The sequence below is a fragment of the Drancourtella sp. An57 genome (genome assembly GCF_002161525.1).
Lineage (GTDB): Bacteria > Bacillota > Clostridia > Lachnospirales > Lachnospiraceae > Sellimonas > Sellimonas catena.
In genome coordinates, this window is record NZ_NFHY01000004.1 from 125,693 (window position 1) to 149,464 (window position 23,772).

26 protein-coding genes are annotated in these 23,772 nt (G+C 48.3%); all 26 read left to right on the forward strand.

From position 1 onward, the window contains the following. Positions 1–177 precede the first annotated feature (177 nt). The 26 genes from B5G11_RS04615 (at position 178) to B5G11_RS04740 (ending at position 23,769) form a co-directional block, all read left to right on the forward strand. The gene (locus tag B5G11_RS04615) at positions 178–1,020 is read left to right on the forward strand and encodes a M23 family metallopeptidase (RefSeq protein ID WP_242958932.1); all 843 of its coding nucleotides are present in this window, start codon (positions 178–180) and stop codon (positions 1,018–1,020) included. Between the two features lie 58 nt (positions 1,021–1,078). After that, entirely contained in the window at positions 1,079–2,485 is a 1,407-nt protein-coding gene (locus B5G11_RS04620) for an RsmB/NOP family class I SAM-dependent RNA methyltransferase (RefSeq protein ID WP_087252342.1), read from the forward strand. Next, entirely contained in the window at positions 2,482–3,216 is a 735-nt protein-coding gene (locus B5G11_RS04625; protein ID WP_242958933.1) for a pseudouridine synthase, read from the forward strand. Before B5G11_RS04620 ends, B5G11_RS04625 begins: the two co-directional genes overlap by 4 nt. Then, positions 3,217–3,906, forward strand: a complete 690-nt coding sequence (locus tag B5G11_RS04630; RefSeq protein ID WP_242958934.1) for an HAD family phosphatase — start codon at positions 3,217–3,219, stop codon at positions 3,904–3,906. It abuts the gene before it with no gap. Continuing rightward, entirely contained in the window at positions 3,896–5,800 is a 1,905-nt protein-coding gene (locus B5G11_RS04635) for a YgiQ family radical SAM protein (RefSeq protein WP_087252343.1), read from the forward strand. Before B5G11_RS04630 ends, B5G11_RS04635 begins: the two co-directional genes overlap by 11 nt. A gap of 18 nt (positions 5,801–5,818) precedes the next feature. Then, the gene (locus tag B5G11_RS04640) at positions 5,819–6,598 is read left to right on the forward strand and encodes an SDR family NAD(P)-dependent oxidoreductase (RefSeq protein WP_087252344.1); all 780 of its coding nucleotides are present in this window, start codon (positions 5,819–5,821) and stop codon (positions 6,596–6,598) included. A 12-nt stretch (positions 6,599–6,610) separates the two neighbouring features. Continuing rightward, positions 6,611–7,186, forward strand: coding sequence for a hypothetical protein (locus B5G11_RS04645; RefSeq protein WP_087167845.1), 576 nt, complete (start codon positions 6,611–6,613; stop codon positions 7,184–7,186). A 9-nt stretch (positions 7,187–7,195) separates the two neighbouring features. Continuing rightward, positions 7,196–8,179, forward strand: coding sequence for an RluA family pseudouridine synthase (locus tag B5G11_RS04650; protein WP_087252345.1), 984 nt, complete (start codon positions 7,196–7,198; stop codon positions 8,177–8,179). 20 nt (positions 8,180–8,199) lie between these two features. Then, positions 8,200–8,733: a Holliday junction resolvase RecU gene (locus B5G11_RS04655; protein ID WP_087167847.1), complete on the forward strand. Its 534-nt coding sequence runs from the start codon at positions 8,200–8,202 to the stop codon at positions 8,731–8,733. 87 nt (positions 8,734–8,820) lie between these two features. Continuing rightward, positions 8,821–10,086, forward strand: coding sequence for an ATP phosphoribosyltransferase regulatory subunit (hisZ, locus tag B5G11_RS04660; RefSeq protein ID WP_087167848.1), 1,266 nt, complete (start codon positions 8,821–8,823; stop codon positions 10,084–10,086). Continuing rightward, entirely contained in the window at positions 10,083–10,721 is a 639-nt protein-coding gene (gene hisG / locus B5G11_RS04665) for an ATP phosphoribosyltransferase (protein ID WP_087167849.1), read from the forward strand. Before hisZ ends, hisG begins: the two co-directional genes overlap by 4 nt. Before the next feature lie 14 nt (positions 10,722–10,735). Continuing rightward, entirely contained in the window at positions 10,736–12,037 is a 1,302-nt protein-coding gene (hisD, locus tag B5G11_RS04670) for a histidinol dehydrogenase (protein ID WP_087252346.1), read from the forward strand. 2 nt (positions 12,038–12,039) lie between these two features. Next, the gene (gene hisB, locus B5G11_RS04675; protein WP_087167851.1) at positions 12,040–12,630 is read left to right on the forward strand and encodes an imidazoleglycerol-phosphate dehydratase HisB; all 591 of its coding nucleotides are present in this window, start codon (positions 12,040–12,042) and stop codon (positions 12,628–12,630) included. A 20-nt stretch (positions 12,631–12,650) separates the two neighbouring features. Further along, the gene (gene hisIE, locus B5G11_RS04680) at positions 12,651–13,937 is read left to right on the forward strand and encodes a bifunctional phosphoribosyl-AMP cyclohydrolase/phosphoribosyl-ATP diphosphatase HisIE (RefSeq protein WP_087252347.1); all 1,287 of its coding nucleotides are present in this window, start codon (positions 12,651–12,653) and stop codon (positions 13,935–13,937) included. Between the two features lie 70 nt (positions 13,938–14,007). Further along, complete coding sequence (locus B5G11_RS04685; protein ID WP_087252348.1) at positions 14,008–14,346, forward strand: hypothetical protein; 339 nt, start codon at positions 14,008–14,010, stop codon at positions 14,344–14,346. Positions 14,347–14,386: 40 nt separating this feature from the next. Beyond that, positions 14,387–14,884, forward strand: coding sequence for a pantetheine-phosphate adenylyltransferase (coaD, locus tag B5G11_RS04690; RefSeq protein WP_087167854.1), 498 nt, complete (start codon positions 14,387–14,389; stop codon positions 14,882–14,884). Positions 14,885–14,902: 18 nt separating this feature from the next. Continuing rightward, a complete protein-coding gene (gene rfbD / locus B5G11_RS04695; protein ID WP_087252349.1) occupies positions 14,903–15,760 on the forward strand; it encodes a dTDP-4-dehydrorhamnose reductase in 858 nt (285 codons plus the stop codon). Positions 15,761–15,781: 21 nt separating this feature from the next. Then, positions 15,782–17,083 carry a putative ABC transporter permease gene (locus B5G11_RS04700; RefSeq protein WP_087252350.1) on the forward strand — a complete coding sequence of 434 codons (1,302 nt, stop codon included), beginning with the start codon at positions 15,782–15,784 and terminating at the stop codon, positions 17,081–17,083. 161 nt (positions 17,084–17,244) lie between these two features. Then, positions 17,245–17,514 carry a type II toxin-antitoxin system prevent-host-death family antitoxin gene (locus B5G11_RS04705; RefSeq protein WP_087167935.1) on the forward strand — a complete coding sequence of 90 codons (270 nt, stop codon included), beginning with the start codon at positions 17,245–17,247 and terminating at the stop codon, positions 17,512–17,514. Next, positions 17,504–17,764, forward strand: coding sequence for a Txe/YoeB family addiction module toxin (locus tag B5G11_RS04710; RefSeq protein WP_087167857.1), 261 nt, complete (start codon positions 17,504–17,506; stop codon positions 17,762–17,764). Before B5G11_RS04705 ends, B5G11_RS04710 begins: the two co-directional genes overlap by 11 nt. 58 nt (positions 17,765–17,822) lie before the next feature. After that, complete coding sequence (locus tag B5G11_RS04715) at positions 17,823–18,641, forward strand: hypothetical protein (RefSeq protein WP_087252351.1); 819 nt, start codon at positions 17,823–17,825, stop codon at positions 18,639–18,641. 109 nt (positions 18,642–18,750) lie between these two features. Further along, on the forward strand, positions 18,751–19,158 hold the full coding sequence (locus B5G11_RS04720; protein WP_087252352.1) for a DUF3842 family protein: 408 nt from the start codon (positions 18,751–18,753) through the stop codon (positions 19,156–19,158). Positions 19,159–19,369: 211 nt separating this feature from the next. Next, on the forward strand, positions 19,370–20,128 hold the full coding sequence (larE, locus tag B5G11_RS04725; protein ID WP_087252353.1) for an ATP-dependent sacrificial sulfur transferase LarE: 759 nt from the start codon (positions 19,370–19,372) through the stop codon (positions 20,126–20,128). A 22-nt stretch (positions 20,129–20,150) separates the two neighbouring features. Beyond that, positions 20,151–20,915 carry a nickel pincer cofactor biosynthesis protein LarB gene (gene larB, locus B5G11_RS04730; protein WP_087252354.1) on the forward strand — a complete coding sequence of 255 codons (765 nt, stop codon included), beginning with the start codon at positions 20,151–20,153 and terminating at the stop codon, positions 20,913–20,915. Then, positions 20,915–22,153, forward strand: coding sequence for a nickel pincer cofactor biosynthesis protein LarC (larC, locus tag B5G11_RS04735; RefSeq protein WP_087252355.1), 1,239 nt, complete (start codon positions 20,915–20,917; stop codon positions 22,151–22,153). The genes larB and larC overlap by 1 nt, the downstream gene beginning before the upstream one ends. After that, positions 22,153–23,769, forward strand: a complete 1,617-nt coding sequence (locus B5G11_RS04740; protein WP_087252356.1) for an ABC transporter substrate-binding protein — start codon at positions 22,153–22,155, stop codon at positions 23,767–23,769. Before larC ends, B5G11_RS04740 begins: the two co-directional genes overlap by 1 nt. Positions 23,770–23,772: the final 3 nt, after the last annotated feature.

Consider the following 23,772-nt stretch of genomic DNA (forward strand, 5'->3'; position numbering starts at 1 on the left):
ACAGGAAACTTCATTCCCTGTTAAACAAAAAGGCTCCGCGGGATGCGTACTCGCGCAAAGCAGAAATTAGTCGCTAAAGCGACTGCGCTCGGCGCAAGAGTTCCTCTTGCGGAACTCTTTGTCATATCCCGGCCGGACATTTCATACTACTAGTCAAAAAGGGGGAAGCTGGCACATATGCAGAGACGCAGAGGATATATGCAGTTTCTGATACTGGTTCTTCTTCTGATTCTGGAAGGAGCTGCCATTCCCAAATTTCAAAATGACGCATCCTATTTTTCCCTTGGCAAAAGCGTTGTTTCGGAAGAGTTTTTCCGCAGTCATGAGCTGACAGAGGAGATGGTCTCGTATATGAGAACTTCCAAAGAACCGGGACGGGCGGCCGGACTGTTTCTTCTGGAACAGAACTTCCACTCGGATATTTCTTTTCCTTCACTGACAAAGCAGAATTTTCAGAAGATCGAAAAACAGTGGCGGGCCAGCCCGTCTTATTCCGCCTATATGGCAGCCTGCGAAAAGATCTGGGCGGATGTCCGGTATTTTCCGGTTATGTTCTGGAAAGAGGAGCCGGATCTTACCGTCACCTACGAAGATTCCTGGATGTATGAGCGGACTTACGGAGGAAAGAGGGGACACGAGGGGACGGATCTGATGGCATCCGAAAATAAAAGAGGGATTTTCCCGATTGTCAGCATGACGGATGGAACGGTCACAAGTAAAGGATGGCTTCCGAAAGGAGGATGGCGGATCGGGATCACGGCACCTCACGGAGGCTATTTCTATTACGCTCATCTGGATTCTTACGCGGATGTGGAAATCGGGGAGGAGATAGAGGCAGGCGACCTGATTGGGTATATGGGTGACAGCGGATACGGAGACGAGGGGACAACGGGTAAATTCCCGGTACACCTGCATCTTGGGATTTATCTGGAAGAGCCGGACGAAGAAATCAGTATCAATCCATACTGGATTCTCCGATATGCGGAAGACTCCAAACTTTTCTGTAGAAAAAGTGACTGAAGCATGGAGAATTTGCTGCAGGTATGGTATACTGACTCTGTATGCGAAAGGAGAAAATATGGAGTTACCAAAAGCATTTGAAGAGAAAATGAAAACCCTTCTGGGTGAAGAATTTGATGCATATACGGCCTGCTATGAGGAGCCGCGCTACTATGGCCTCCGTGTCAATACTTCCAAAATCAGCGTGGAAGAATTCCAAAAGATCTGTCCGTTTTCCATTACCCCGGTTCCGTGGATCGAAAACGGATTTTATTATGACGGAGAAAAAGAAAGCCCGGCCAGACACCCATATTATTACGCAGGTCTTTATTATCTGCAGGAGCCAAGTGCCATGACACCGGCCAACCGCCTGGATATTACACCGGGGGAGAGGGTGCTGGACGTCTGTGCCGCTCCCGGCGGAAAGGCGACGGAACTTGGAGCGAAGCTTCAGGGAGAGGGCGTTCTGATCGCCAATGATATCAGCAACTCCCGGGCCAAGGGACTTTTAAAGAATCTCGAACTGTTCGGAATCGGAAATATGCTTGTTCTGAGCGAGGAGCCGGGAAAGCTGATGGACTACTTCCCGGAATATTTTGATAAAATTCTGATCGACGCTCCGTGCTCCGGCGAAGGAATGTTCCGGAAAGATAAAAAGATGATGAAGGCATGGGAGGAACACGGCCCTGAGTTTTTCTCAAAACTTCAAAGAAGCATTCTGACCCAGGCCGCAGCAATGTTGAAGCCGGGCGGAATGCTTCTGTATTCCACCTGTACGTTTGACCCGCTGGAAAATGAGGGAAGCGTCTCCCGGCTTCTGGAACAGTATCCGGAGTTTGAACTTCAGGAGATCCGCCCATATGAAGGATTCCGGGAAGGCCGCCCGGAATATGCTTCCATCCGTCAGGAAGAGTTTCGTAAAACCGTCCGGATTTTCCCACATCACATGAAAGGCGAGGGACATTACCTTGCCCTTCTGAAAAAGGGGAACGGGGAAGGTTCCGAAACACAGACATCCAGGATTCACCCGGCGAAAGGAAGAAGTGCTTCCTACGAGAAACTGCCGGAAGATCTGAGAAATTTTTTGCAGCTTGTGCACCGTCCGTTTGATGCCGGCCGGTTTGATATCCGTAAAGACCGGGTTTACTATATGCCGGAAGGCCTTCCGGATCTTACCGGCATCCGCTTTTTGCGAAGCGGTCTTCTCATTGGAGAACTGAAAAAAGGAAGATTTGAGCCAAGTCAGGCGCTTGCCATGAACCTGAAAAAAGAGGAATATGAGAATATTCTCGATTTTCCGCTTTCAGATGAGCGTGTGATCAAATATCTGAAAGGTGAGACGATTCTCACCGATGATCTGACCGGGCCGAAAGAAAAGGGATGGTATCTCGTCTGCGTGGACGGATATCCACTTGGATTCGGAAAGCTTTCCCAGGGCACGTTGAAGAACAAATATCTTCCAGGATGGAGATGGATGTCATCATGATGCGGTTAGATCGGATTTTAACAGAGATGGGAGCAGGCAGCCGGCAGGAAGTCAAAAAGCTGATCCGCAAAGGACAGGTCAGCGTGGATGGAGAGATCATCAAAAAGCCGGAGGTCAAAGTAGAGGAAAAAACCGCCAGGATCCGGTGCCTTGGCATTTCGTACCGGTATGAGCCTTATGTTTATTATATGCTCCACAAACCGGCCGGTGTCGTATCTGCGACGGAGGATTCCAAAGAGCGGACCGTACTGGAGCTGCTGGAGAATCCGGCACGAAACGATCTCTTCCCGGTGGGACGCCTTGACAAGGACACAGAGGGGCTTCTGCTTCTGACAAACGACGGAGAGCTGGCCCATCGTCTCCTGTCACCGAAAAAGCATGTAGATAAGACATACGAGGCTGTCATTTCCGGTATTGTCACGGAAGAGGACGCAGCCGCATTTGCACGGGGAGTGGATATCGGAGACGATACTCTGACACTTCCGGCAGTGCTGGAAATTTTAAAGACCGATCCGGAGCAGAATTGTTCCGAAATTTCCATCACAATACAGGAAGGACGCTATCACCAGATCAAACGGATGTTTGAGGCGGTTGGAAAGCGCGTTGTTTATCTGAAACGAATCCGGATGGGAACATTGAAGCTGGATCCGGCGCTTCCCAAGGGGGCATCACGCCGGCTGACAGAAGAAGAAATTAATGCGTTAAAACAGGCCTGGGCAAAGGAGAGCTAAATGAGAACAGATATGACTGAAAAAACAAAAGCAGTGATCTTTGACATGGACGGGACCCTGATCGACTCCATGTGGATCTGGCCGGACATTGATGCATATTATGTAAAAAAATATCATCTGGAGCTTCCGGATGATTTTCACAGAGCGATCGAGGGAAAGTCCTACCATGAGACGGCACAGTATTTCCGGGATACATTTGACATGGCACTATCGACCGAAGAAATCATGGACGAATGGACCCGCCTTGCCTACCAGAGGTATACCGAGGAGGTCACGTTGAAACCGGGAGTGGAGGAATTCCTACGGTATGGGAAGGAAAACGGAATCCTGTTCGGAATTGCGACGAGCAACGGAAGGACTCTTGCTGAAGCAGCACTGAAAGCGCTTCAGATCGATACCTATTTTACGGCCATGCGGACTTCCGGGGAGGTAAACGTTGGAAAGCCGTCTCCGGATATTTACCTCAAGGTGGCTGAGGACATGCAGGTCCGTCCGGAGCACTGTCTTGTGTTCGAGGACGTACCGATGGGGATTCTGGCAGGAAAACGCGCGGGCATGCAGGTGTGCGCCGTCTACGATGAGTTTTCCCGTCCACTGGATCAGGAAAAGAAAAAACTTGCCGACTATTACATCCATGATTTTCACGATGTAATGGATCGCATCAAAGAGAGGAACACAGATGGAAAATAAGTTTTTACCGGTCTCCCGAAGAGAGATGGAAGAGCGGGGATGGGATCAGGTTGATTTTGTCTACATCAGCGGAGACGCCTATGTAGACCATCCGTCCTTTGGACACGCCATCATTACAAGACTTCTGGAGGCTCATGGATACAGAGTCGGGATCATTGCACAGCCGGACTGGAAGGACAAGAACAGCATTACCGTTTTCGGGGAGCCAAGACTTGCATTTCTTGTATCGGCCGGAAATATGGATTCCATGGTCAACCATTACAGCGTTTCCAAGAAGCGCAGAAGCCAGGACGCCTATACGCCGGGCGGCGTCATGGGGAAACGTCCTGATTACGCCTGCGTCGTCTACGGAAATCTGATCCGCCAGACGTACAAAAAGACGCCGGTGATTCTCGGCGGAATCGAGGCAAGTCTCAGAAGACTGGCCCATTACGATTACTGGTCTGACCGGCTGAAACGCTCCGTGCTTCTGGATTCCGGAGCGGATCTGATTTCCTACGGAATGGGAGAACGCTCCATTGTGGAAATCGCAGATGCATTGAACGCCGGAATCCGGGTGGAAGACCTGACTTATATTGACGGGACAGTCTGCAAGGTCAAAGACCGGGAAGCGATATATGACGCCGTGGAGCTGCCGGCCTATTCCGAGCTTCAGAAAGACAGGCTTTGTTATGCCGAGAGTTTCTATACCCAGTACTGTAATACGGATCCGTTTACGGCAAAGCGGCTGATTGAGCCGTATTCGGAGCACGTCTATGTCGTACAGAATCCGCCTGCAAAGCCGTTGTCCCAGACCGAGATGGACGATGTGTACGCGCTTCCTTACATGCGGACCTATCATCCGATGTACGAAAAGGACGGAGGAATTCCGGCCATCTCAGAAGTGAAATTCAGTCTGATCAGCAACCGGGGATGTTTTGGTGCCTGCAGTTTCTGCGCACTGACATTCCATCAGGGCAGAATCATTCAGACAAGAAGTCATGAGTCCCTTATTGAGGAGGCGAAACTTCTGACGGAGGAGCCGGATTTCAAAGGATATATTCACGATGTAGGCGGACCGACTGCCAACTTCCGGCATCCGGCCTGCGACAAGCAGCTGACTCACGGAGCATGTAAGCACAGACAGTGCCTGTTCCCGAAACCATGCAAAAATCTGAATGTGGATCATAAAGACTACCTGAAGCTCCTGCGAAGCCTCCGGGAAATACCGAAGGTCAAGAAGGTCTTTATCCGTTCCGGTATCCGGTTTGATTATGTCATGGCAGATCCGGATGATACCTTTATGCGGGAGCTTTGCGAATATCACGTAAGCGGGCAGCTCAAAGTAGCGCCGGAACATATTGCGGACCCGGTTCTTCAGATGATGGGAAAACCGGAGAATTCCGTGTACCGCGCATTTACTGAAAAATATAAAAAGATCAACGAACAGCTTGGAAAGAAACAGTATCTGGTGCCATACCTGATGTCGTCTCACCCGGGCTCCACCTTAAAAGAGGCGGTGGCTCTTGCGGAATATCTGCGGGATCTTGGCTATATGCCGGAACAGGTGCAGGACTTTTATCCGACACCGTCCACCATCTCCACCTGTATGTACTACACGGGAGTCGATCCAAGGACAATGAAGCCGGTTTATGTACCGAAGTCCCCGCATGAGAAGGCGATGCAGAGGGCGCTGATTCAGTACCGGAATCCGAAAAACTATGAGCTGGTCATGGAAGCTCTCAAAAAAGCAGGGCGGGAAGATCTGATCGGGTTCGGAAAGCATTGTCTGATCCGTCCGAGACAGACAAAAGAGGACAGGTATTTTGCAAAAAAACGGCAGCAGTCAAAGGAGGCTGCCGCACCGAGGAAAAAGAAAACCATCAGAAATACACATAAGAAAAAGAAAAAATAGCAGCAGGGAGGAATGTATATGAGGATTGCAGTTGTGACAGGAGCATCTTCCGGGATCGGGAGAGAGTTTGTAACCCGGATCCCCGCATTTTACAGGCAGCTTGATGAGATATGGATCACGGCCAGAAGAGCGGAAAGGCTGGAACAGGTCAAAAAGACCGTGGAGGAGAAAACCGGGATCTATGTCCGGATTTTTGCAGGCGATCTGGAAAAAGATCTGATCTATAAGCAAATCTTAAACCGCCTCGAGAATCAGAATCCGGATGTCCGGATGCTTGTAAATGCCGCCGGATTTGGAAAAATCGGAGAGGCAAAAGAGATTGCCGGGTACGATCCGCAGGCCCAGCTTCGGATGATCGACGTCAACTGCCGCGCGCTCACGAAAATGACGCTGATGATCCTCCCGTACATGAAAAAGGGAAGCAGGATTTTAAATATATCAAGCGGGGCAAGCTTCTGCCCGCAGCCTGGATTTACGGTTTACGCGGCAACAAAGGCGTATGTCACCAGCTTCTCCAGAGGACTCGCCGAAGAGCTGAAAAAAGACGGAATCATTGTGACAGCGGTCTGCCCGGGACCTGTGGATACGGAATTCTTTGAGGTGTCCGGAACCAATAACAGCAAGGCCAAACAGGCAACGATGGTTTCGGCGCAGGATGTAGTCCGGACCGCACTGCTGGATGCAAAAATGAAAAAGCCTGTTTCTGTTCATGGAACATTGATGAAAGGGGCAAGGATCGCCGGTAAACTGATGCCGGAGAATGTCATCTTTTACGCCATGGACAAATGGATGAAATAAAGGGGAGCATTTATGAAAATTACAAAAGGGATGCCAGGTTATATCAAGGACCAGAAGAAAAAGCGGATCCTGATCACCATCCTTCTTTTTGGGATCAGCATTGCCGTCTTTCTGACCGGATATCTGACAACACACACGAGAAACAATCTGCTTACCATCGTGGCGATTCTGGGATGCCTTCCGGCCGCCAGATCCGCTGTCGGAATGATTATGCTGCTGCCATACCGGTCTTTTGAGGAAGAGAAAGTCAGGGAGGTGGAAACAGCGGCTGCCGGAATTCTTTCCGCTTATGACATGGTGCTTACCAGCTCGGAGAAAGTAATGCCTGTAGATGTACTCCTGATTTCCAGACACCTGATCTGCGGGTATGTTTCCAGAACCAAGGTTCCTCCGGCAGAGGTGGAGGCATATCTCGCCCGGATACTGAAAGAGAATCATTACGACAAAGTAACAGTCAAAATTTTTACTGACTACGATTCCTTTCTGAAGCGGGCCGAAAGTTTTGGAGAAACAAAGCAGAAATCAGAAGGGCAGCCGGACAGAGCGGTGCGTGAAATGCGCCGGCTGATCCTGACGGCTGCGGTATAGGAGAATCCAATGCAGACAATCAGAATTGAAAAGAATGATGCCGGGCAAAGAGCGGACAAGTTTTTGTCCAAATACCTGTCCAAGGCACCAAAAAGCTTTATCTATAAAATGATGCGGAAAAAAAACATCACCCTGAATAAGAAAAAGATGACGGGGAGCGAACATCTTACCGAGGGAGACCTTATCCAGATGTTTCTCTCCGATGAGACGATCGAAAAATTTTCCGAAAGCAAGTCCCAGGGGCCGGCTGTCAGGGATCAAAAAGCACTGGCCGGAAAGCTTCAGGTACTTTATGAAGATGAGGATGTACTGTTTGTCAACAAGCCGTGCGGACTGCTCTCGCAGAAAGCATCGCCCGGCGACATCTCTCTGGTTGAGTATCTGACAGCCTACCTGCTGGAAAAGGGGGAGATCACACCGGAAGAGCTTCGGCGTTTCCGCCCGTCCATCTGTAACCGCCTGGACCGGAATACAAGCGGCATTGTGACAGCCGGGAAAAGCCTGCGGGGCCTTCAGGTGTTGAGCGGGATGTTGAAAGACCGTTCTGTTCGGAAGTATTATCGGACCATCGTGTACGGACAGATGAAAGAGCCTGTCCGGGCCTGCGGTTTCCTGACCAAGGACGAGCAGCATAACAAAGTATCGATCAGTTCCAAGCCTTCCGAGGGCAGCGTCCCGATCGAGACCGAATATGTTCCAATTCAGACAGGGGCGAAGCACACCCTTCTGGAGGTGCACCTGATTACCGGACGGACCCATCAGATCCGGGCCCACCTTGCTTCCCTCGGATATCCGATTATCGGAGATTACAAATACGGAAACCGGAGAGAAAACGACTGTCTGAAAAAGGAGTTCGGACTGACACACCAGCTTCTTCATGCATACCGGATGGAGTTCCCGGAAGAAACGGCAGAACTGAAAAAGCTGTCCGGCCTGATCGTCCGGGCGGAGCTTCCGAAACAGTTTGAGATGATTCAAAAAGTATATATTTAGAGTGAAAAAGGAGCAGCAACATGGCCACATGGACATCGAGAGGACTGCGGGGTTCTGCCCTGGAGGACTATATCAATCACACAAATGAACAATACCGCAACAAAGGCCTTGCTCTGATTCAGAAGATTCCAACGCCGATCACTCCGGTCCGGATCGACAAAGAACACCGGCACATTACCCTGGCGTATTTCGACCAGAGAAGTACCGTCGATTATATCGGCGCCGTGCAGGGGATTCCGGTCTGCTTCGATGCCAAAGAGTGCGCGGCGGACACCTTCCCGCTTCAGAATGTACACCGGCATCAGGTAGAATTTATGGAGGAATTTGAGCGTCAGGGAGGGATCGCCTTTCTGCTGATCCTCTACACGGGAAGGACAGAGCTTTACTACATGCGTTTTCAGGAACTGAAGCGGTTCTGGGAACGGATGGAGAAAGGCGGAAGAAAAAGTATCCGGTATGAAGAACTGGATCCCGAATTTTTCTTCACATTGAAAAGCGGGTGCATGGTTCCTTATCTGGATGAGATACAGAAAGATCTTGACAAAAGAGAGTAAGATTTTTATAATATTCGTTGTAATTTCAATTTAACATGGTAGCATGATAAAGTGAACAAAAAGAAAAAGAGAAAGAGTGGATAAGACATGAAACAGAAAATTTTACACACACCGGAAGGGGTACGGGACATTTACAAAGTAGAGTGCCGGAAAAAGCTGGCACTGCAGGATAAGCTGCATCACGTCCTGCATCTTTATGGCTATCATGATATACAGACGCCGACCTTCGAATATTTTGACGTATTCCGAAAAGAGATCGGAACGATTTCTGTGAAGGAATTATATAAATTTTTTGACCGGGAGGGAAATATCCTTGCGCTTCGGCCGGATATTACGCCTTCTGTTGCCAGAGCTGCTTCGGCTCTGTATGAAATCGAAGAAAAGCCGCTTCGGCTTTGCTATATAGGAAACACGTTTATCAACCATTCCCGCTATCAGGGACGCCTGCGGGAGAATACACAGCTTGGCGCCGAGTATATCGGGGTAGATTCCAAGGATGTGGATGCGGAAATGCTGGCAATGGTTGTGGACTGTTTAAGACAGTCCGGTCTTGAGAATTTCCAGATCAGCGTAGGGAATGTCGGATTCCTGTACAGTCTCATGAAGGAAGCCAAACTTCCGCCGGAATATGAGGAACACCTGCGGCAGCTGATCTCAAACCGGAATTATTACGGTGTGACGGAGCTCCTGGACGAGGCAAATGTCAAACCGGAGATGAAAGAGCTGTTCGGCCATCTGCCGGAACTGGTAGGAGGACCGGAAGTCCTTGATAAGGCGATGGCGATTGCGCCGAACGAGCTTGCAAAACGCGCCATCAAACGTCTGAAAGATACATATGAAATTCTGAAAGCATATACCGTACAGAAATATATCACATTTGACCTGAGCATGAGCGGTGCATACGGCTATTATACAGGCGTGATTTTCAGAGCATATACATTCGGCACCGGAGACGCGGTTGTCAAAGGAGGCCGGTACAATCATCTGATGGAAAAATTCGGAAAGCGTGCGCCTTCCATCGGATTTGCCGTTATTATCGATGAACTGATGAATGCCCTTGCAAGACAGCATGTGCAGATTTCCTACGAAGAGAATGCTGCTATCATTGTCTATGCGGATTCCCAGCGCAGACAGGCGATCAGCCTTGCGAAAGAATTCCGGGCACGACAGAACAGTACGGAACTGTTCTGCAAAAAGGCCAAAGAATCCCTGGATTATTACATCCAGTACGGTAAGAAAAATCAGGCGGAGAATCTCCTCTATCTTCCGGAAAACGGAGAGATCGAGATGATTAACCTGAAAACCGGGGAACGGAAAACAATCGGACAGAAGAAGGAGGAGGAACAGTCATGAGATATTTGACCTTTGCCCTCTGTAAAGGGCGCCTTGCAAAACAGACGCTGGAGCTTCTGGAGCAGGTTGGCATTACCTGTGAGGAAATGAAAGACAAGTCCTCGCGCAAACTGATTTTTGTAAACGAAGAGCTGAAACTCCGGTTTTTCCTTGCAAAAGGGCCGGATGTTCCGACTTATGTAGAGTACGGAGCCGCGGATATCGGTGTGGTCGGAAAGGATATTATTCTGGAAGAGGACCGGAAAGTCCACGAAGTACTCGACCTGAAATTCGGTGCCTGCCGGATGTGTGTCTGCGGACCGGAAAGCGCAAAGGAGCTTCTGGGACACCGGGAGATTATCCGGGCAGCCACAAAATATCCGAATATCGCAAAAAATTATTTCTTCGACCAGAAGCACCAGACGGTGGAGATCATCAAACTGAACGGTTCCATTGAACTTGCTCCGATCGTCGGGCTTTCCGAAGTAATTGTAGATATTGTCGAGACCGGAACGACATTGAAAGAAAACGGACTGAAAGTTCTGGAGGAAGTCTGCCCGCTTTCCGCAAGAATGATCGTCAATCCGGTCAGCATGAGAATGGAAAATGACAGAATCCGGGAACTGATCACCGGACTGAGGGAAATTTTAAAGTAAAGGCGGGATAGAAGATGAGAATCCAGAAATTGACAGAAGAGACAAAACAGAACCTTTTACAGGATCTGTTAAAGAGAAGTCCGGACAGTTATGGAGAATACGAAGAGCGGGTTGCCGCGATTCTGAAACAGGTAAAAGAGAAAGGTGATGAGGCGCTCTTTGCCTATACCGAACAGTTTGACCACGCTCATCTTACAAAAGAAACGGTCCGGGTATCCGAAGAGGAGATTGCAGAGGCATATGAAAAAACAGACAAAAAGCTGATCGGTGTAATCAGAAAAGCGCTGGAAAATATCAGAAGCTACCACGAAAAGCAAAAGCAGTACAGCTGGTTTGACAGCAAGCCGGACGGCACGCTTCTCGGACAGAAAGTTACCCCACTGAAACGTGTGGGCGTTTACGTGCCGGGAGGAAAGGCGGTCTATCCGTCTTCCGTACTGATGAATGTGATCCCTGCAAGGATTGCCGGAGTGGACGAGATCATCATGGTGACGCCTCCGGGAAGGGACGGAAAAGTCAGTCCGCATACGCTGGTTGCGGCAAAAGAAGCAGGAGTGGACGCAATCTATAAAGTCGGCGGGGCTCAGGCCATTGCTGCCCTTGCCTACGGGACAGAGAGTATCCCGAAGACGGACAAGATTGTAGGACCGGGTAATATCTATGTTGCCCTTGCAAAAAAAGCAGTTTACGGATATGTCAGCATTGACTCGGTAGCGGGACCTTCGGAAATTCTGGTTATCGCAGATGAAACCGCAAATCCAAGATATGTTGCGGCGGATCTTCTTTCCCAGGCAGAGCACGACGAACTTGCTTCTGCGATTCTGGTAACGACAAGCGCCGAACTGGCAGAGAAGGTATCCGACGAAGTGGATGGATTCTTGAAGGAACTTTCCCGTGCGGAGATTATACAGAAATCACTGGATAATTACGGATATATCCTTGTTGCCCAAACGATGGAGGAAGCCATCGAGACAGCCAATGAAATTGCAAGCGAACATCTGGAAATTCTGACGAAAAATCCGTTCGATGTGATGACAAAGATCCGAAATGCAGGAGCTATCTTCCTTGGAGAGTATGCAAGCGAACCGCTTGGGGACTACTTTGCAGGACCGAACCACATTCTGCCGACAAATGGAACAGCAAAGTTTTTCTCTCCGCTTTCTGTCGACGATTTTATCAAGAAGTCCAGCATTATTTCCTACTCCAGAGATGCGCTTGAGAAAATTCACGAGGACATCGAATATTTTGCGCAGGCAGAGCAGCTGACCGCTCATGCCAATTCGATCAAAGTACGGTTTGAAAAAGAGGGGGAATAGCGATGCCGGAGCGAATTTCAGAACAACACAGAAAGACGAAAGAGACGGATATTTCCGTCCGCCTGAATCTGGACGGGACCGGAAAGACAAAGATCCGGACCGGAATCGGATTTTTTGACCATATGCTGGAAGGGTTTGCAAGGCACGGCCTTTTTGACCTGGAAGTGCAGGTAGAAGGCGATCTGAACGTAGATACGCATCACACCATCGAGGATACCGGGATTGTTCTTGGACGGGCGATCGCAGAAGCAGTCGGCGATAAAAAAGGGATCCGGAGGTTTGGATTCTTTCTCCTTCCAATGGATGAAACACTCTCCCTTGCGGCAATCGATCTTTCCGGTCGTCCGTTTCTGAAATATCAGGCAGAGTTTACCGTGGAAAAGATCGGAGAAATGGATACGGAGATGATCCGGGAGTTTTTCTATGCAGTATCCTACAGCGCCATGATGAATCTGCATCTGAAAATCGTAGATGAAGGAAACAATCATCATATGGCGGAGGCGCTTTTTAAAAGTTTTGGAAAGGCTCTTCACATGGCCGTTTCCTTTGAGCCTGGTATGACGGAAGTATGGTCTACAAAAGGTAGCTTATAGAAGAAAGGAACTGAAAACAGATGAGTTATAAAAGAATTGTTCCCTGCTTGTTTTTATGGCAGGGAAAAGCAGTCAGATGGTTCGATGATATGGATGTTCTCTCGGAAGACGCGGTTGCTCTTGCAAAGCATTACAGCGATAAGGGAGCAGACGAGCTTCTTGTATTCGACCTTTCTGATTCGGATGAGGATCATGAGGAGTCCATCGACCTGCTGAAAAAAATCACAAAATCAGCCGGGATCCCTGTTGTAGCAGGAGGAAATATCAAACGTCTGGAAGATGTGAAAAAGATACTTTACACCGGAGCTAAACGGGTCGTTCTGAATTTCTCCAAAGCAAGCTCTGTAAAAATGCTGGAGGAAGCGTCCAAGAGATTCGGAAAAGAGAAAACGGCCGTTTCTCTGAATGATTTTGATACCCTTTTCAAACAGCAGCATCTGATTGAAAAATACAGCAGCGAGATCATTTTCATGCACAGACTGGATCTGAACTCTGTGATGACACTGACAGAAATTCCATATGTGGTCCTGACCGATACGATGGAAGAATCTGAGATTTTCCGGATTCTGAAAAGTCCGGGGGCAAGAGGCATTTCCGGAAAATTTGTCAGCCGCATGGATATGGATTTTCATCTCTTTAAGACCGAATGTCAGGAGTGCGGCATCCAGATGACCTCTTTTGAGAGCGTGCTTGATTTTTCGGATTTCAAGCTGAATTCCGATGGCCTGATTCCGGTTATCGCGCAGAATTACAGAACAGGCGAAGTGCTGATGCTTGCCTATATGAATGAAGAAGCATTTGACCGGACGGTGAAAACCGGAAAAATGACATATTACAGCCGGAGCAGACAGTGTCTCTGGACAAAAGGAGAGACATCCGGACATTTCCAGTATGTCAAATCCCTGACCATCGACTGTGACAAGGATACGCTTCTTGCAAAAGTGGAGCAGATCGGAGCAGCCTGCCATACCGGAAATCCGACTTGCTTTTTCCAGACTATCGCAGGCACGGATTATGATGAAACCAACCCGCTTCAGATTTTTGAAACCGTATATGGCACGATCCTGGACCGGAAGAAGAATCCAAAAGAAGGATCATACACCAATTATCTCTTTGATAAAGGAATTGATAAAATTCTGAAGAAGGTGGGAGAAGAGGCGGCAGAGGTCATTATTGCAGCCAAGAATCCGAACACAGAGGAGTTGAAATACGAGCTCTCCGACTTCCTTTATCATGCCATGGTGCTGATGGTAGAGCGGGGACTTGACTGGAACGACATTATTCAGGAATTATCTGACAGACACTAGCATACTTTGGAAAGACAGGGTATATTATGATTATATATCCTGTCTTTTTTAGACGGCAATGCGGAGGTGTATGGTTTTGAATGACAGCCGGGAAAGAAAGAGAAAAGAGGCACTGGAGCAGATGCGGGCAAGGGAGGAGAATCCGGCGGAGTCCTCCCTTCATGCACCGGCAGTCCACCCGAGATACCGCGCGGCTTACGGAAGTATCTATCCGGAACAGGAAACGCGTCAGACCGGAACATTAGGAGTCCGGATTGTCATCAGTATTCTGCTGTTTGCAGGCTTCCTTTCTCTGGATTATGAGAAGCTTCCTTCGTCTGTTCCACAAAGGACAGAGATTCTCCGTCAGATACAGGCGCCGTTTTCCCTTCCATCCGTGAAACAGTTTGACCTGACCGGTATTTTGTAGTATAGTTATTGAAGAAATTTTCATGAAATGAGGAATACAGATGATTAAAGCAGTATATCCAGGCAGTTTTGACCCGGTTACATTCGGACATCTGGATATCATCACAAGGGCGGCAAAAGTCGTAGATGAACTCATTATCGGCGTCCTTGTCAACCAGAAAAAGACACCGCTTTTTACCATGGAGGAGCGTCTGCAGCTTCTTCAGGAAGTGACAAAAGATTTCCCGAATGTAACAGTAAAGGCATTTGAAGGCCTGACCGTTGAGTTTGCAAAGCAGAACCATGCAAGACTGATTATCCGTGGACTTCGGGCCGTTACGGATTTTGAATATGAAATGCAGTTGGCACAGATCAACCACAGTGTGGACAATGAGATTGATACCATGTTCTTTACGACAAGTCTGGAATATGCCTTTTTAAGTTCTACACTGGTAAAAGAGTTTGCATATTATGGCTCCGATACAGACAGATATGTTCCTAAGGTTGTTTCCAGAGCATTAAAAGCGAAATATCCGGAAGCAGGAAATACACAACAGTAGAGAAATCAGGTGAAGAAGATGAAAATATGGATTGCAGGAGCGGCCGGACAGCTTGGATGCGCGCTTAATGATATGGCAAAGCAGTATCAGCCGGACGCTGAGATTATCAACACAGATATCGAAGAGGTCGATGTGACAAATTTAAATCAGGTTATCGACTTTGCAAAGGAAAAAAGGCCGGATGTGATTTTTGACTGCGCTGCGGTCACAAACGTCGGGACATGTGAAGAATCGCCGGAATACGCCTATAAAGTTAATGCGATCGGTGCAAGAAATCTTGCGATTGCAGCATCTAAAGTTCAGGCCAGAATTCTCCTGTTGTCAACGGATGACGTGTTTAACGGGATCCGTCAGGTGCCGTACCATGAATTTGATGAGACGGATCCGATGACAGTTTATGGAAGAAGCAAACTTGCAGGAGAAAATTATGTCAAGGAATTTGCGCATGACCATTTCATTATCCGGAGCAACTGGGTCTTTGGGCGCGGAAGTGATGCAAATTTTGTCAATCAGATTTTAAAAGCAATTGAAACAAAGACAGAACTCTATATCTCCGATGATCAGTACGGTTCACCGACCAGTGCCAATGCACTGGCGGCATTTATGCTGAAACTGATCAATACAGAAGAATACGGGACCTACCATGTGACATGCAGCGGTGTCTGCAACCGGTACGAATTCGCAAAAGAGATTGTAAGGATTGCGGAAAAAGATGTCAGGGTAATCCCTGTACCGACCAGAAAAGCTGAATACTGTTCTGCAAGACCGACTTTTACAGTACTTGACAATTTTCTGATTACGGTACTCGGCATACATAAGATGCCGACATGGATTGATGCACTGGAAGAATATATAGAGCAGGAATACAAAAGATAAAATAAGACAGCAGGAGTAATTATGCATTATACATTTTCGGAGCTTATATGGCTGGTACTGATCTATTCCTTTCTGGGATGGTTCATAGAGACAATTGTCGGAACCATACGGAAAAAGAAATTTGTAAACCGGGGATTTTCTTCAGGACCGTTTTGTTTTATATACGGAACAGCAGCATTGATCATGATCATTTCTCTGGAAGATCTGGAAAATCAGCCGTTTTTCCTGTTTCTCGGATGCATGATAATTGCTACGACGATCGAATGGTTTGCCGGTAAAATTCTGGAACGGATGAATCAGCGCAAATGGTGGGACTATTCCGATAAAAAATGGAATTTTGACGGATATATCTGTCTGCAGTACAGCGTTCTCTGGGGAGTTCTTGGTGTACTGGCAGTCAAATTCGGAGATGAAGATTTCACCAGGCTGTTTCATCTTATCCCCAGGCCGTTTGGGAATATACTGGTCGGTATCGCCTTTGCCGGAATTATTGTTGATATGTCTGTGTCATCGGCGGCGGCGCTGCGCATTGGCAGGCCGACAAAAGCCGCAGTCCGCTGGAACCGGAAAGTGGCAGTTGTTACGGGAAAATTCACGGCGCTGATTGTCGGCCATGTAGAGCGAAGAATGGAAAAAGCTTATCCTCTGATCCAGGTGGCAAGAGAAGAAGCTGAGAAAGAAGGACGGTTTGCCGAGGGATGCGGATTTTACAAACTGTTCTGGCTGTTCGTTATCGGTTCGCTCCTCGGGGATCTGGTTGAGACCATTTTCTGCCGGATTACAGCAGGAGTATGGATGAGCCGGAGCAGCCTTGTATGGGGGCCGTTCAGTATCATCTGGGGAATGGCGATTGTTGCGGCAACAATTCTTTTACATAAGGACAGAGAGAAGCCGGACCGGTATCTTTTTATGGTCGGCACGTTTCTGGGCGGCGCTTATGAGTACCTGTGCAGTGTTTTCGCCGAATTGTTTTTCGGAAAAGTATTCTGGGATTACAGTGGCATTCCTTTTAATCTGGGCGGGCGAATTAACCTGCTTTACTGTTTCTTCTGGGGAATCGCTGCAGTAATATGGATCAAGGTACTGTATCCCCGTATATCCGACTGGATCGAAAAGATACCAAAACTCACAGGATATATTGTTACATGGTGTCTTATCCTGTTTATGGCAGCGAATATGGTTGTATCAGCCGCTGCTCTTGTAAGATACGACCAGAGAGCACAAGGTGATACACCGGACAATGCCGTTGAAAAACTGATTGATACCAGATTTGACGATGCCAGAATGGAGAAGATTTATCCGAATGCCAAATCCGCACGGTGAGCCGGCATACAACCGAAAAAATCAGGGGCCGAAGAGTGATCTTCGGCCTTTTTATACTCTGGAAAACTGATTTCAGGAATTCTTTTCCTGTGTTGACGACATGATGTACATATACTATAATACAAGTACAATATTTTGTACTTGAAAGGACAGTGAAAAGTGTGCTTGCAATAAACTACACAGAATTGCGGAACAATCTGAAAGAATGTATGGACAGAGTGACTGATGATTACGAGACACTTATCATCACCCGAAAGAAAAACCGGAATGTTGTAATGATTTCCGAGGAAATGTACAATAATATGCTGGAAAACATGCATCTGACTGCGAAGGAATCCAACTACAGATGGCTGCTGGAATCTGCCGGACAGTTGAAAAGGGGAAACGAACAGATCCATGATCTGATCGGAATGGCAGAAGATGAAGAATAAGCATTTTACGGAAAATGGGTGGAAAGACTATCTTTTTCAGAAGCAAAACGACCGGGAAACACTGAAAAAGATCAATCTGCTTATTGCGGATATCTGTGAAAACGGAACTACCGGAATCGGTAAACCTGAGCCCCTGACAGGCAGGATGGAAGGTTGCTGGAGCCGCCGGATCAATGATAAAGACAGGCTGGTATATTGCATGGACGATGACAATATCTACATTCTTTCCTGTCGTTTTCACGATGATTGATTTCACTTCATATTTTCGTTATAGAAGGAATACATTTAGATAAACAGGGGGAAGCAACATGCAAAGATTTACCAGAAATACATATGAATTTGTCAAACAGGGACTGTTACAGATTCAGGACGAGATTACGAAAGGGGAAAGAGTCTGTGCCAACAGAGCACTGAAAAAAATCATCGGGACACTGGCTCCAAACAAGGAGGCACTTCTCGGATACGCCTATGTCCGGGTCCGCAACAGAGTCGGATCTAAATATGGAAATACAGACAGAAGAGCAGAAATCATCGCGGAGAAAGTACAGATACTGATGGAAGCTTTCTGGGCGAGACCGACACATTACGTAATAGATACGGATCAGTATGGAGCAAAGTTTATTAATACATCCGCTGATGCAGACATGTCTTTGGAAGATGCTGTCCGCTTTGCGGAGATGGACGGAGTTGTCATGATCCGTGATCTCAATCTCGGAAAAGGCTTCGAGCGTTATTACCTGGATACAGCACGGAATCGGGAGATTTTAAAACACTACGAAACACGTGAGGAGGAGCCGTCCGAGCGGGAAGCTTTTCGGAAGAAAGCATATGCAAAGTTTCAGATGTGGTGGATGTTTACTCATGGTATCACATTACAGGAATTGTCTGAAACAGCAGATACGTGGCGTCAGAAGCGGGAAGAGGACGCTGATTACAAAGGAAATCTGGAAGATTACCTTTTTGAAAAAGGATTCCACGACCTGATTTACCCATGCTTCAGCGAATTTCTGGAAACGGAATATACTGACCGCGAGTTCATGAAATATCTGCTGGATCCACGGGATCATAAGGCCTACGAAGAGGATGAACTGCTGCAGGAAAAAGAAGCAGCAGAACAAAATGAATAATTGGTAAAAGAAAGAGGAGGCTTTTCTAAATAAAAATTGCAAAATTTCCCAAAATCGTTTAAACTATATAGTTGTAATTTATTGATGGAAACATGAGGGAGGAACAGACTTGAATCTGGTAATCATAGATGGCCAGGGCGGCGGACTTGGCCGTCAGCTGGTAAGCGCAGTCAAAGACCGGTATCCGGACATTGAGATCATTGCAATAGGGGCAAACAGTGCAGCGACCAATGCCATGCTTCGTGCCGGGGCAACGCAGGCGGCCACGGGAGAGAATTCTGTGATCGTTGCATGCCGCAGGGCAGATGTGATCATAGGGCCGGTGGGAATTGTGATTGCAGATTCCATGCTTGGGGAGATCACCCCGGCTATGGCGCAGGCTGTCGGACAAAGCCGTGCAAAACGGATACTGATTCCGGTGAATCTGTGCGACAATATCATTGTCGGCGTTACAGACCTCTCTATGACGAAAAATGTACAGAATGCAGTTGAGATTCTGGGTACACTGATAGACTAACTAATCCGGCAGGAAGCCGGAATGATCGGCAGAAGCGGATCAGTGCCATATGACAGAGAAACGGCATTACTGGCAATCGACTGATAGAACAGAAATTTTGCAGTAAAAATTACGAATTAAAATACAGAATAGAAATTTTGATACCAGGAAGGTATCTGCTTTCAGAAGAAGGCGGATACCTTCTTTTTTGTCGAAAAGGAGGAAATAATAGATGACTTTGGAAGAGTTTTTCTGTGAAGTGCCAAAAGCGGCCGTGGCATTTTCCGGCGGCACAGACTCGGCATTTCTTTTATGGGCGGCAAAGCAGTATGGCTGCGACGTACATGCTTATTATATGAAAACGGCTTTTCAGCCGGAGTTTGAAATGGAAGACGCACGCAGAGTTGTAGAAGCGCTGAACATTCCAATGACCGTGCTGGAAAAGGACATACTTGCCGTTCCGGAAGCAGCCGCAAACGGACCAAAGCGGTGCTACTACTGCAAAAGAGCGCTGTTTACACAGTTATGGGCGGCAGCGCGAAAAGACGGATACTTCTGCCTTCTGGATGGCACCAATGCGTCAGACGATGCAGATGACCGTCCGGGTATGCAGGCGATTCGGGAACTTGAGGTACGTTCGCCCCTTCGGGAATGTGGAATTTCCAAAAGCGAAGTCCGGCGTCTGTCCGAAGAAGCAGGGCTCTTTACAAGCCGAAAACCGGCTTACGCCTGTCTGGCAACAAGGATTCCGACAGGAACAGCCATTACACCGGAACTTCTGAAGAAAGCAGAGACAGCGGAGACGGCGTTGGCAAACCTTGGATTTCATGATTTCCGTGTCCGACTGATGGAGGATGGCGGCGCCCGGCTTCAGATTACAGAAGAACAGATGCCCCTGCTGTTTTCCAAAAGGGAAGAAATCCTGACAATACTTCGGCCGCTCTTTTCATCCATCCTGCTGGATCTGGAAGCGCGGGCCAAATCAGTATAACCTCATCGGGAAGGAGAGCATTATGGATAATAAATATGATATTTTACAGTTGCTTCGGAGTGTGGCAGACGGCACAACTGAACCGGAGCAGGCATTATTACAGTTAAAAGAAGCACCATTTGAAGATCTGGACTATGCCAAAATTGATCTGCATCGCAGTGTCCGGCAGGGCGCGGCAGAAGTCATTTACGGGGCAGGCAAAACACCGGAGCAGATCGCAGGGATCGTTCAGGCTATGGGAAACCGGGGATGCCGGAACATCCTGATTACCCGAGTCAGCCAGGAAACCGTAAATCAGCTTCCGGATCCGATTCCCCTTGATTACCATGCGGATGCAAGGCTTGCCATTGCCTATCCGGCGGAACATAAAAAGAGGGGGCGTATCGTTGTCGCAACCGGAGGAACCAGCGATATCCCGGTGGCAGAAGAAGCGGCTCTGACCGCGGAAGTCCTGGGAAATCATGTTGTCCGCCTGTATGACGTTGGGGTGGCAGGCCTTCACAGGCTGTTATCCCATCTGGACGACCTGATGAGCGCCAGATGCATTGTTGCCGTGGCGGGAATGGAAGGTGCTCTGGCGTCTGTCATCGGTGGATTGGTGGACTGTCCGGTGATTGCGGTGCCGACCAGCGTCGGATACGGCGCCAGCTTTGGGGGATTGTCTGCGCTGCTGTCCATGCTGAATTCCTGCGCCTCCGGGTGCAGTGTCGTCAACATTGATAATGGATTCGGAGCAGGATATCTTGCCAGCAGAATCAATCAGATGGAAGGATTGGAGGAAGAGTAATGAGAACACTTTATATCGAATGTAATATGGGAGCAGCCGGAGATATGCTGATGGCTGCATTATACGAACTTCTGGAGGATAAAGAGAAAGAAACATTTCTGCACACAATGAATCATCTGGGGCTGTCGGATGTCCGGGTGGAAGCTGAAAATGGATCCACCTGCGGTATCAGCGGAACTCACATGAAAGTAATAGTGCACGGAGAAGAAGAAGCTGTCGGCGGTCATGATCATCATGGTCACGACCATCATCATGGACATTCTCATCACCACGCAGCTCCGGGATATATTGCGGACCTGATTGAACATCTGGAACTTCCGGCAGAGGTTAAGAATCACGCAAAATCCGTTTATTCTGCTATTGCGGACGCGGAATCCAAAGCACATGGCTGTCCGGTGGAGGAAATCCATTTTCATGAAGTGGGTGCTCTGGATGCAGTGGCGGATGTGACAGGTGTCTGTTACGCCATGTTCCTGCTTCATTTGGACAAGGTGATTGTATCGCCTGTACATGTAGGAAAGGGAACGGTGCGTTGTGCCCACGGCATTATGCCGGTTCCGGCTCCTGCTACGGCGAATCTGCTTGTAGGTGTTCCGGTCTATGCCGGAACGGTTCAGGGTGAGCTTTGCACCCCGACCGGAGCAGCGCTTCTGACACATTTTGCGGATCAATTTGCGGAAATGCCGATGATGAAAATCGCGAAAACGGGAATCGGAATCGGCACCAAACATTTTGAACAGGCAAACTGCGTCCGTGCCTTTCTGGGAGAAACAGAGGAAGAGGGCGGCTCCATGATTACGGAACTGGTATGCAATATTGACGACATGACACCGGAAACCCTTGCCTTTGCCTGCACAGGACTTCTGGAGCTTGGCGCACTGGATGTCTATACGGTTGCGGGAACCATGAAAAAAGGAAGATCAGGACATGTTCTGACAGTTCTCTGTGATCCGGAAAAGGAAGAAGAGATGGCACGGCATATCCTGGCGCAGACAACTACAAACGGGCTTCGGATCCGCAGATGCCGGAAGTGCTTTCTGAAGCCGGAAATCAGCGAAGTGGAGACCAAATGGGGGACGGTGAGAGTCAAGAAAGCCAGTGGATATGGAGTGACTCATATGAAACCGGAATTTGACGATGTATCCAGGCTTGCAAGAGTACACCAGATTTCCTGCGAACAGGTACGGGAGGAAGTGTTTGCTTCTATGCAAAATGAACATGGAAAGGATGCAGAATAATGAGAAGCAATGTAAAACGAAAACCGGCGGCCCTCCTTGCCTGTTTGCTAGTGCTTTCCCTGATGGCAGGATGCGGTGGGTCCTCCTCTGAATCCCGGTCGAATACCTCAGAGAATCGTTCTTCCGTTGTGATTGCCATGGATCCCAACTCGGAGCCGGAAGCCGGATTTGATCCTGCTTTTGGCTGGGGAGCGGGAGAGCATGTGCATGAACCGTTGATCCAGAGCACGCTGACGGTCACAAATACGAATCTGACCATCGATTATGATCTGGCTACAGATTATTCTGTCAGTGAGGACGGACTGCTCTGGACTGTTCATATCCGGGATGATGTAAAGTTTACCGATGGAGAACCGCTGACAGCCAGAGATGTGGCATTTACTTATAATACAGTGAAGGAAGCCAGTTCCGTCAATGATTTTACCATGCTGGATCATGCAGAGGCTCTGGATGATACAACAGTTGTTTTCCATATGACACGGCCGTTTTCCATCTGGCCTTACACTATGGCTGTTGTGGGAATCGTTCCGGAACATGCATATGACAGCGCTTCCTATGGTTCTAATCCGATCGGTTCCGGCAGATATATCTTGAAACAGTGGGATAAGGGACAGCAGGTCATTCTGGATGCTAATCCGGACTATTATGGCGAACAGCCAAATATGCAGAGGGTAACGATTGTATTTATGGAAGAAGACGCGGCATTTCTGGCTGCTCAGGCCGGAGAAGTAGACCTTGCCTATACTTCTGCGACTTACTCCGATCAGACTGTGGAAGGCTATTCCCTTGCCGCATATGAAAGCGTGGATAACAGAGGATTCAATCTTCCGGCCGTCCCGGAGCAGACGACAGAATCCGGAGAGACGATCGGAAATGATTTTACTGCAGATGTGCAGGTACGCCGTGCTATCAATATTGGTGTGGACCGCGAGGAAATGATCGATCATGTCCTGAACGGTTATGGATCCCCGGCTTATAGTGTCTGTGACCAAATGCCGTGGTATAATTCCGCATCGGAAGTCACTTATGATCCGGAGAAAGCCAAATCACTTCTGGACGAAGCAGGATGGAAGACAGGAGAAGACGGAATCCGGGAAAAAGACGGTGTCAAGGCAGAATTAAATCTGCTCTATGCAACCGGAGATTCAGTGCGCCAGGCGCTGGCGGCTGATTTTTCCGAACAGCTGAAGGAACTTGGAATTTCCTGTACGCTGGAAGGTGTCGGCTGGGATACAGCTTATGACCGGGCACAGTCCGATCCGTTGATCTGGGGATGGGGCGCGCATACGCCGATGGAGCTTTATAATATTTACCATACAATTGGAGACACCGGACTGGCGCAGTATTCCCCGTATTCCAACTCCACTGTGGATGCCTATATGGATCAGGCACTTGCCTCCAGTGATCTGGAAGTATCTTATGATCTCTGGCAGAAAGCCCAGTGGGACGGCACTACCGGAGTAACACAGGATGGAGATATTCCGTGGGTATGGCTGGTCAATATTGATCATCTCTACTGGGTAGCGGACGGACTTCAGGTCGCAGAACAGAAAATCCACCCTCATGGACATGGTTGGTCCATTGTGAATAATGTCGATCAGTGGAGCTGGAGTTAGATG

Coding starts and splice junctions, on each gene's coding strand:
- larC (WP_087252355.1), top strand. CDS start 20,915: ATGAGAACACTTTATATCGAATGTAATATGGGAGCAGCCGGAGATATG.
- B5G11_RS04640 (WP_087252344.1), top strand. CDS start 5,819: ATGAGGATTGCAGTTGTGACAGGAGCATCTTCCGGGATCGGGAGAGAG.
- rfbD (WP_087252349.1), top strand. CDS start 14,903: ATGAAAATATGGATTGCAGGAGCGGCCGGACAGCTTGGATGCGCGCTT.
- B5G11_RS04740 (WP_087252356.1), top strand. CDS start 22,153: ATGAGAAGCAATGTAAAACGAAAACCGGCGGCCCTCCTTGCCTGTTTG.
- hisD (WP_087252346.1), top strand. CDS start 10,736: ATGAGAATCCAGAAATTGACAGAAGAGACAAAACAGAACCTTTTACAG.
- larB (WP_087252354.1), top strand. CDS start 20,151: ATGGATAATAAATATGATATTTTACAGTTGCTTCGGAGTGTGGCAGAC.
- B5G11_RS04650 (WP_087252345.1), top strand. CDS start 7,196: ATGCAGACAATCAGAATTGAAAAGAATGATGCCGGGCAAAGAGCGGAC.
- hisB (WP_087167851.1), top strand. CDS start 12,040: ATGCCGGAGCGAATTTCAGAACAACACAGAAAGACGAAAGAGACGGAT.
- B5G11_RS04685 (WP_087252348.1), top strand. CDS start 14,008: ATGGTTTTGAATGACAGCCGGGAAAGAAAGAGAAAAGAGGCACTGGAG.
- coaD (WP_087167854.1), top strand. CDS start 14,387: ATGATTAAAGCAGTATATCCAGGCAGTTTTGACCCGGTTACATTCGGA.
- B5G11_RS04700 (WP_087252350.1), top strand. CDS start 15,782: ATGCATTATACATTTTCGGAGCTTATATGGCTGGTACTGATCTATTCC.
- B5G11_RS04715 (WP_087252351.1), top strand. CDS start 17,823: ATGCAAAGATTTACCAGAAATACATATGAATTTGTCAAACAGGGACTG.
- B5G11_RS04710 (WP_087167857.1), top strand. CDS start 17,504: ATGAAGAATAAGCATTTTACGGAAAATGGGTGGAAAGACTATCTTTTT.
- B5G11_RS04620 (WP_087252342.1), top strand. CDS start 1,079: ATGGAGTTACCAAAAGCATTTGAAGAGAAAATGAAAACCCTTCTGGGT.
- B5G11_RS04645 (WP_087167845.1), top strand. CDS start 6,611: ATGAAAATTACAAAAGGGATGCCAGGTTATATCAAGGACCAGAAGAAA.
- B5G11_RS04630 (WP_242958934.1), top strand. CDS start 3,217: ATGAGAACAGATATGACTGAAAAAACAAAAGCAGTGATCTTTGACATG.
- hisZ (WP_087167848.1), top strand. CDS start 8,821: ATGAAACAGAAAATTTTACACACACCGGAAGGGGTACGGGACATTTAC.
- B5G11_RS04655 (WP_087167847.1), top strand. CDS start 8,200: ATGGCCACATGGACATCGAGAGGACTGCGGGGTTCTGCCCTGGAGGAC.
- B5G11_RS04635 (WP_087252343.1), top strand. CDS start 3,896: ATGGAAAATAAGTTTTTACCGGTCTCCCGAAGAGAGATGGAAGAGCGG.
- larE (WP_087252353.1), top strand. CDS start 19,370: ATGACTTTGGAAGAGTTTTTCTGTGAAGTGCCAAAAGCGGCCGTGGCA.
- B5G11_RS04625 (WP_242958933.1), top strand. CDS start 2,482: ATGATGCGGTTAGATCGGATTTTAACAGAGATGGGAGCAGGCAGCCGG.
- hisIE (WP_087252347.1), top strand. CDS start 12,651: ATGAGTTATAAAAGAATTGTTCCCTGCTTGTTTTTATGGCAGGGAAAA.
- hisG (WP_087167849.1), top strand. CDS start 10,083: ATGAGATATTTGACCTTTGCCCTCTGTAAAGGGCGCCTTGCAAAACAG.
- B5G11_RS04615 (WP_242958932.1), top strand. CDS start 178: ATGCAGAGACGCAGAGGATATATGCAGTTTCTGATACTGGTTCTTCTT.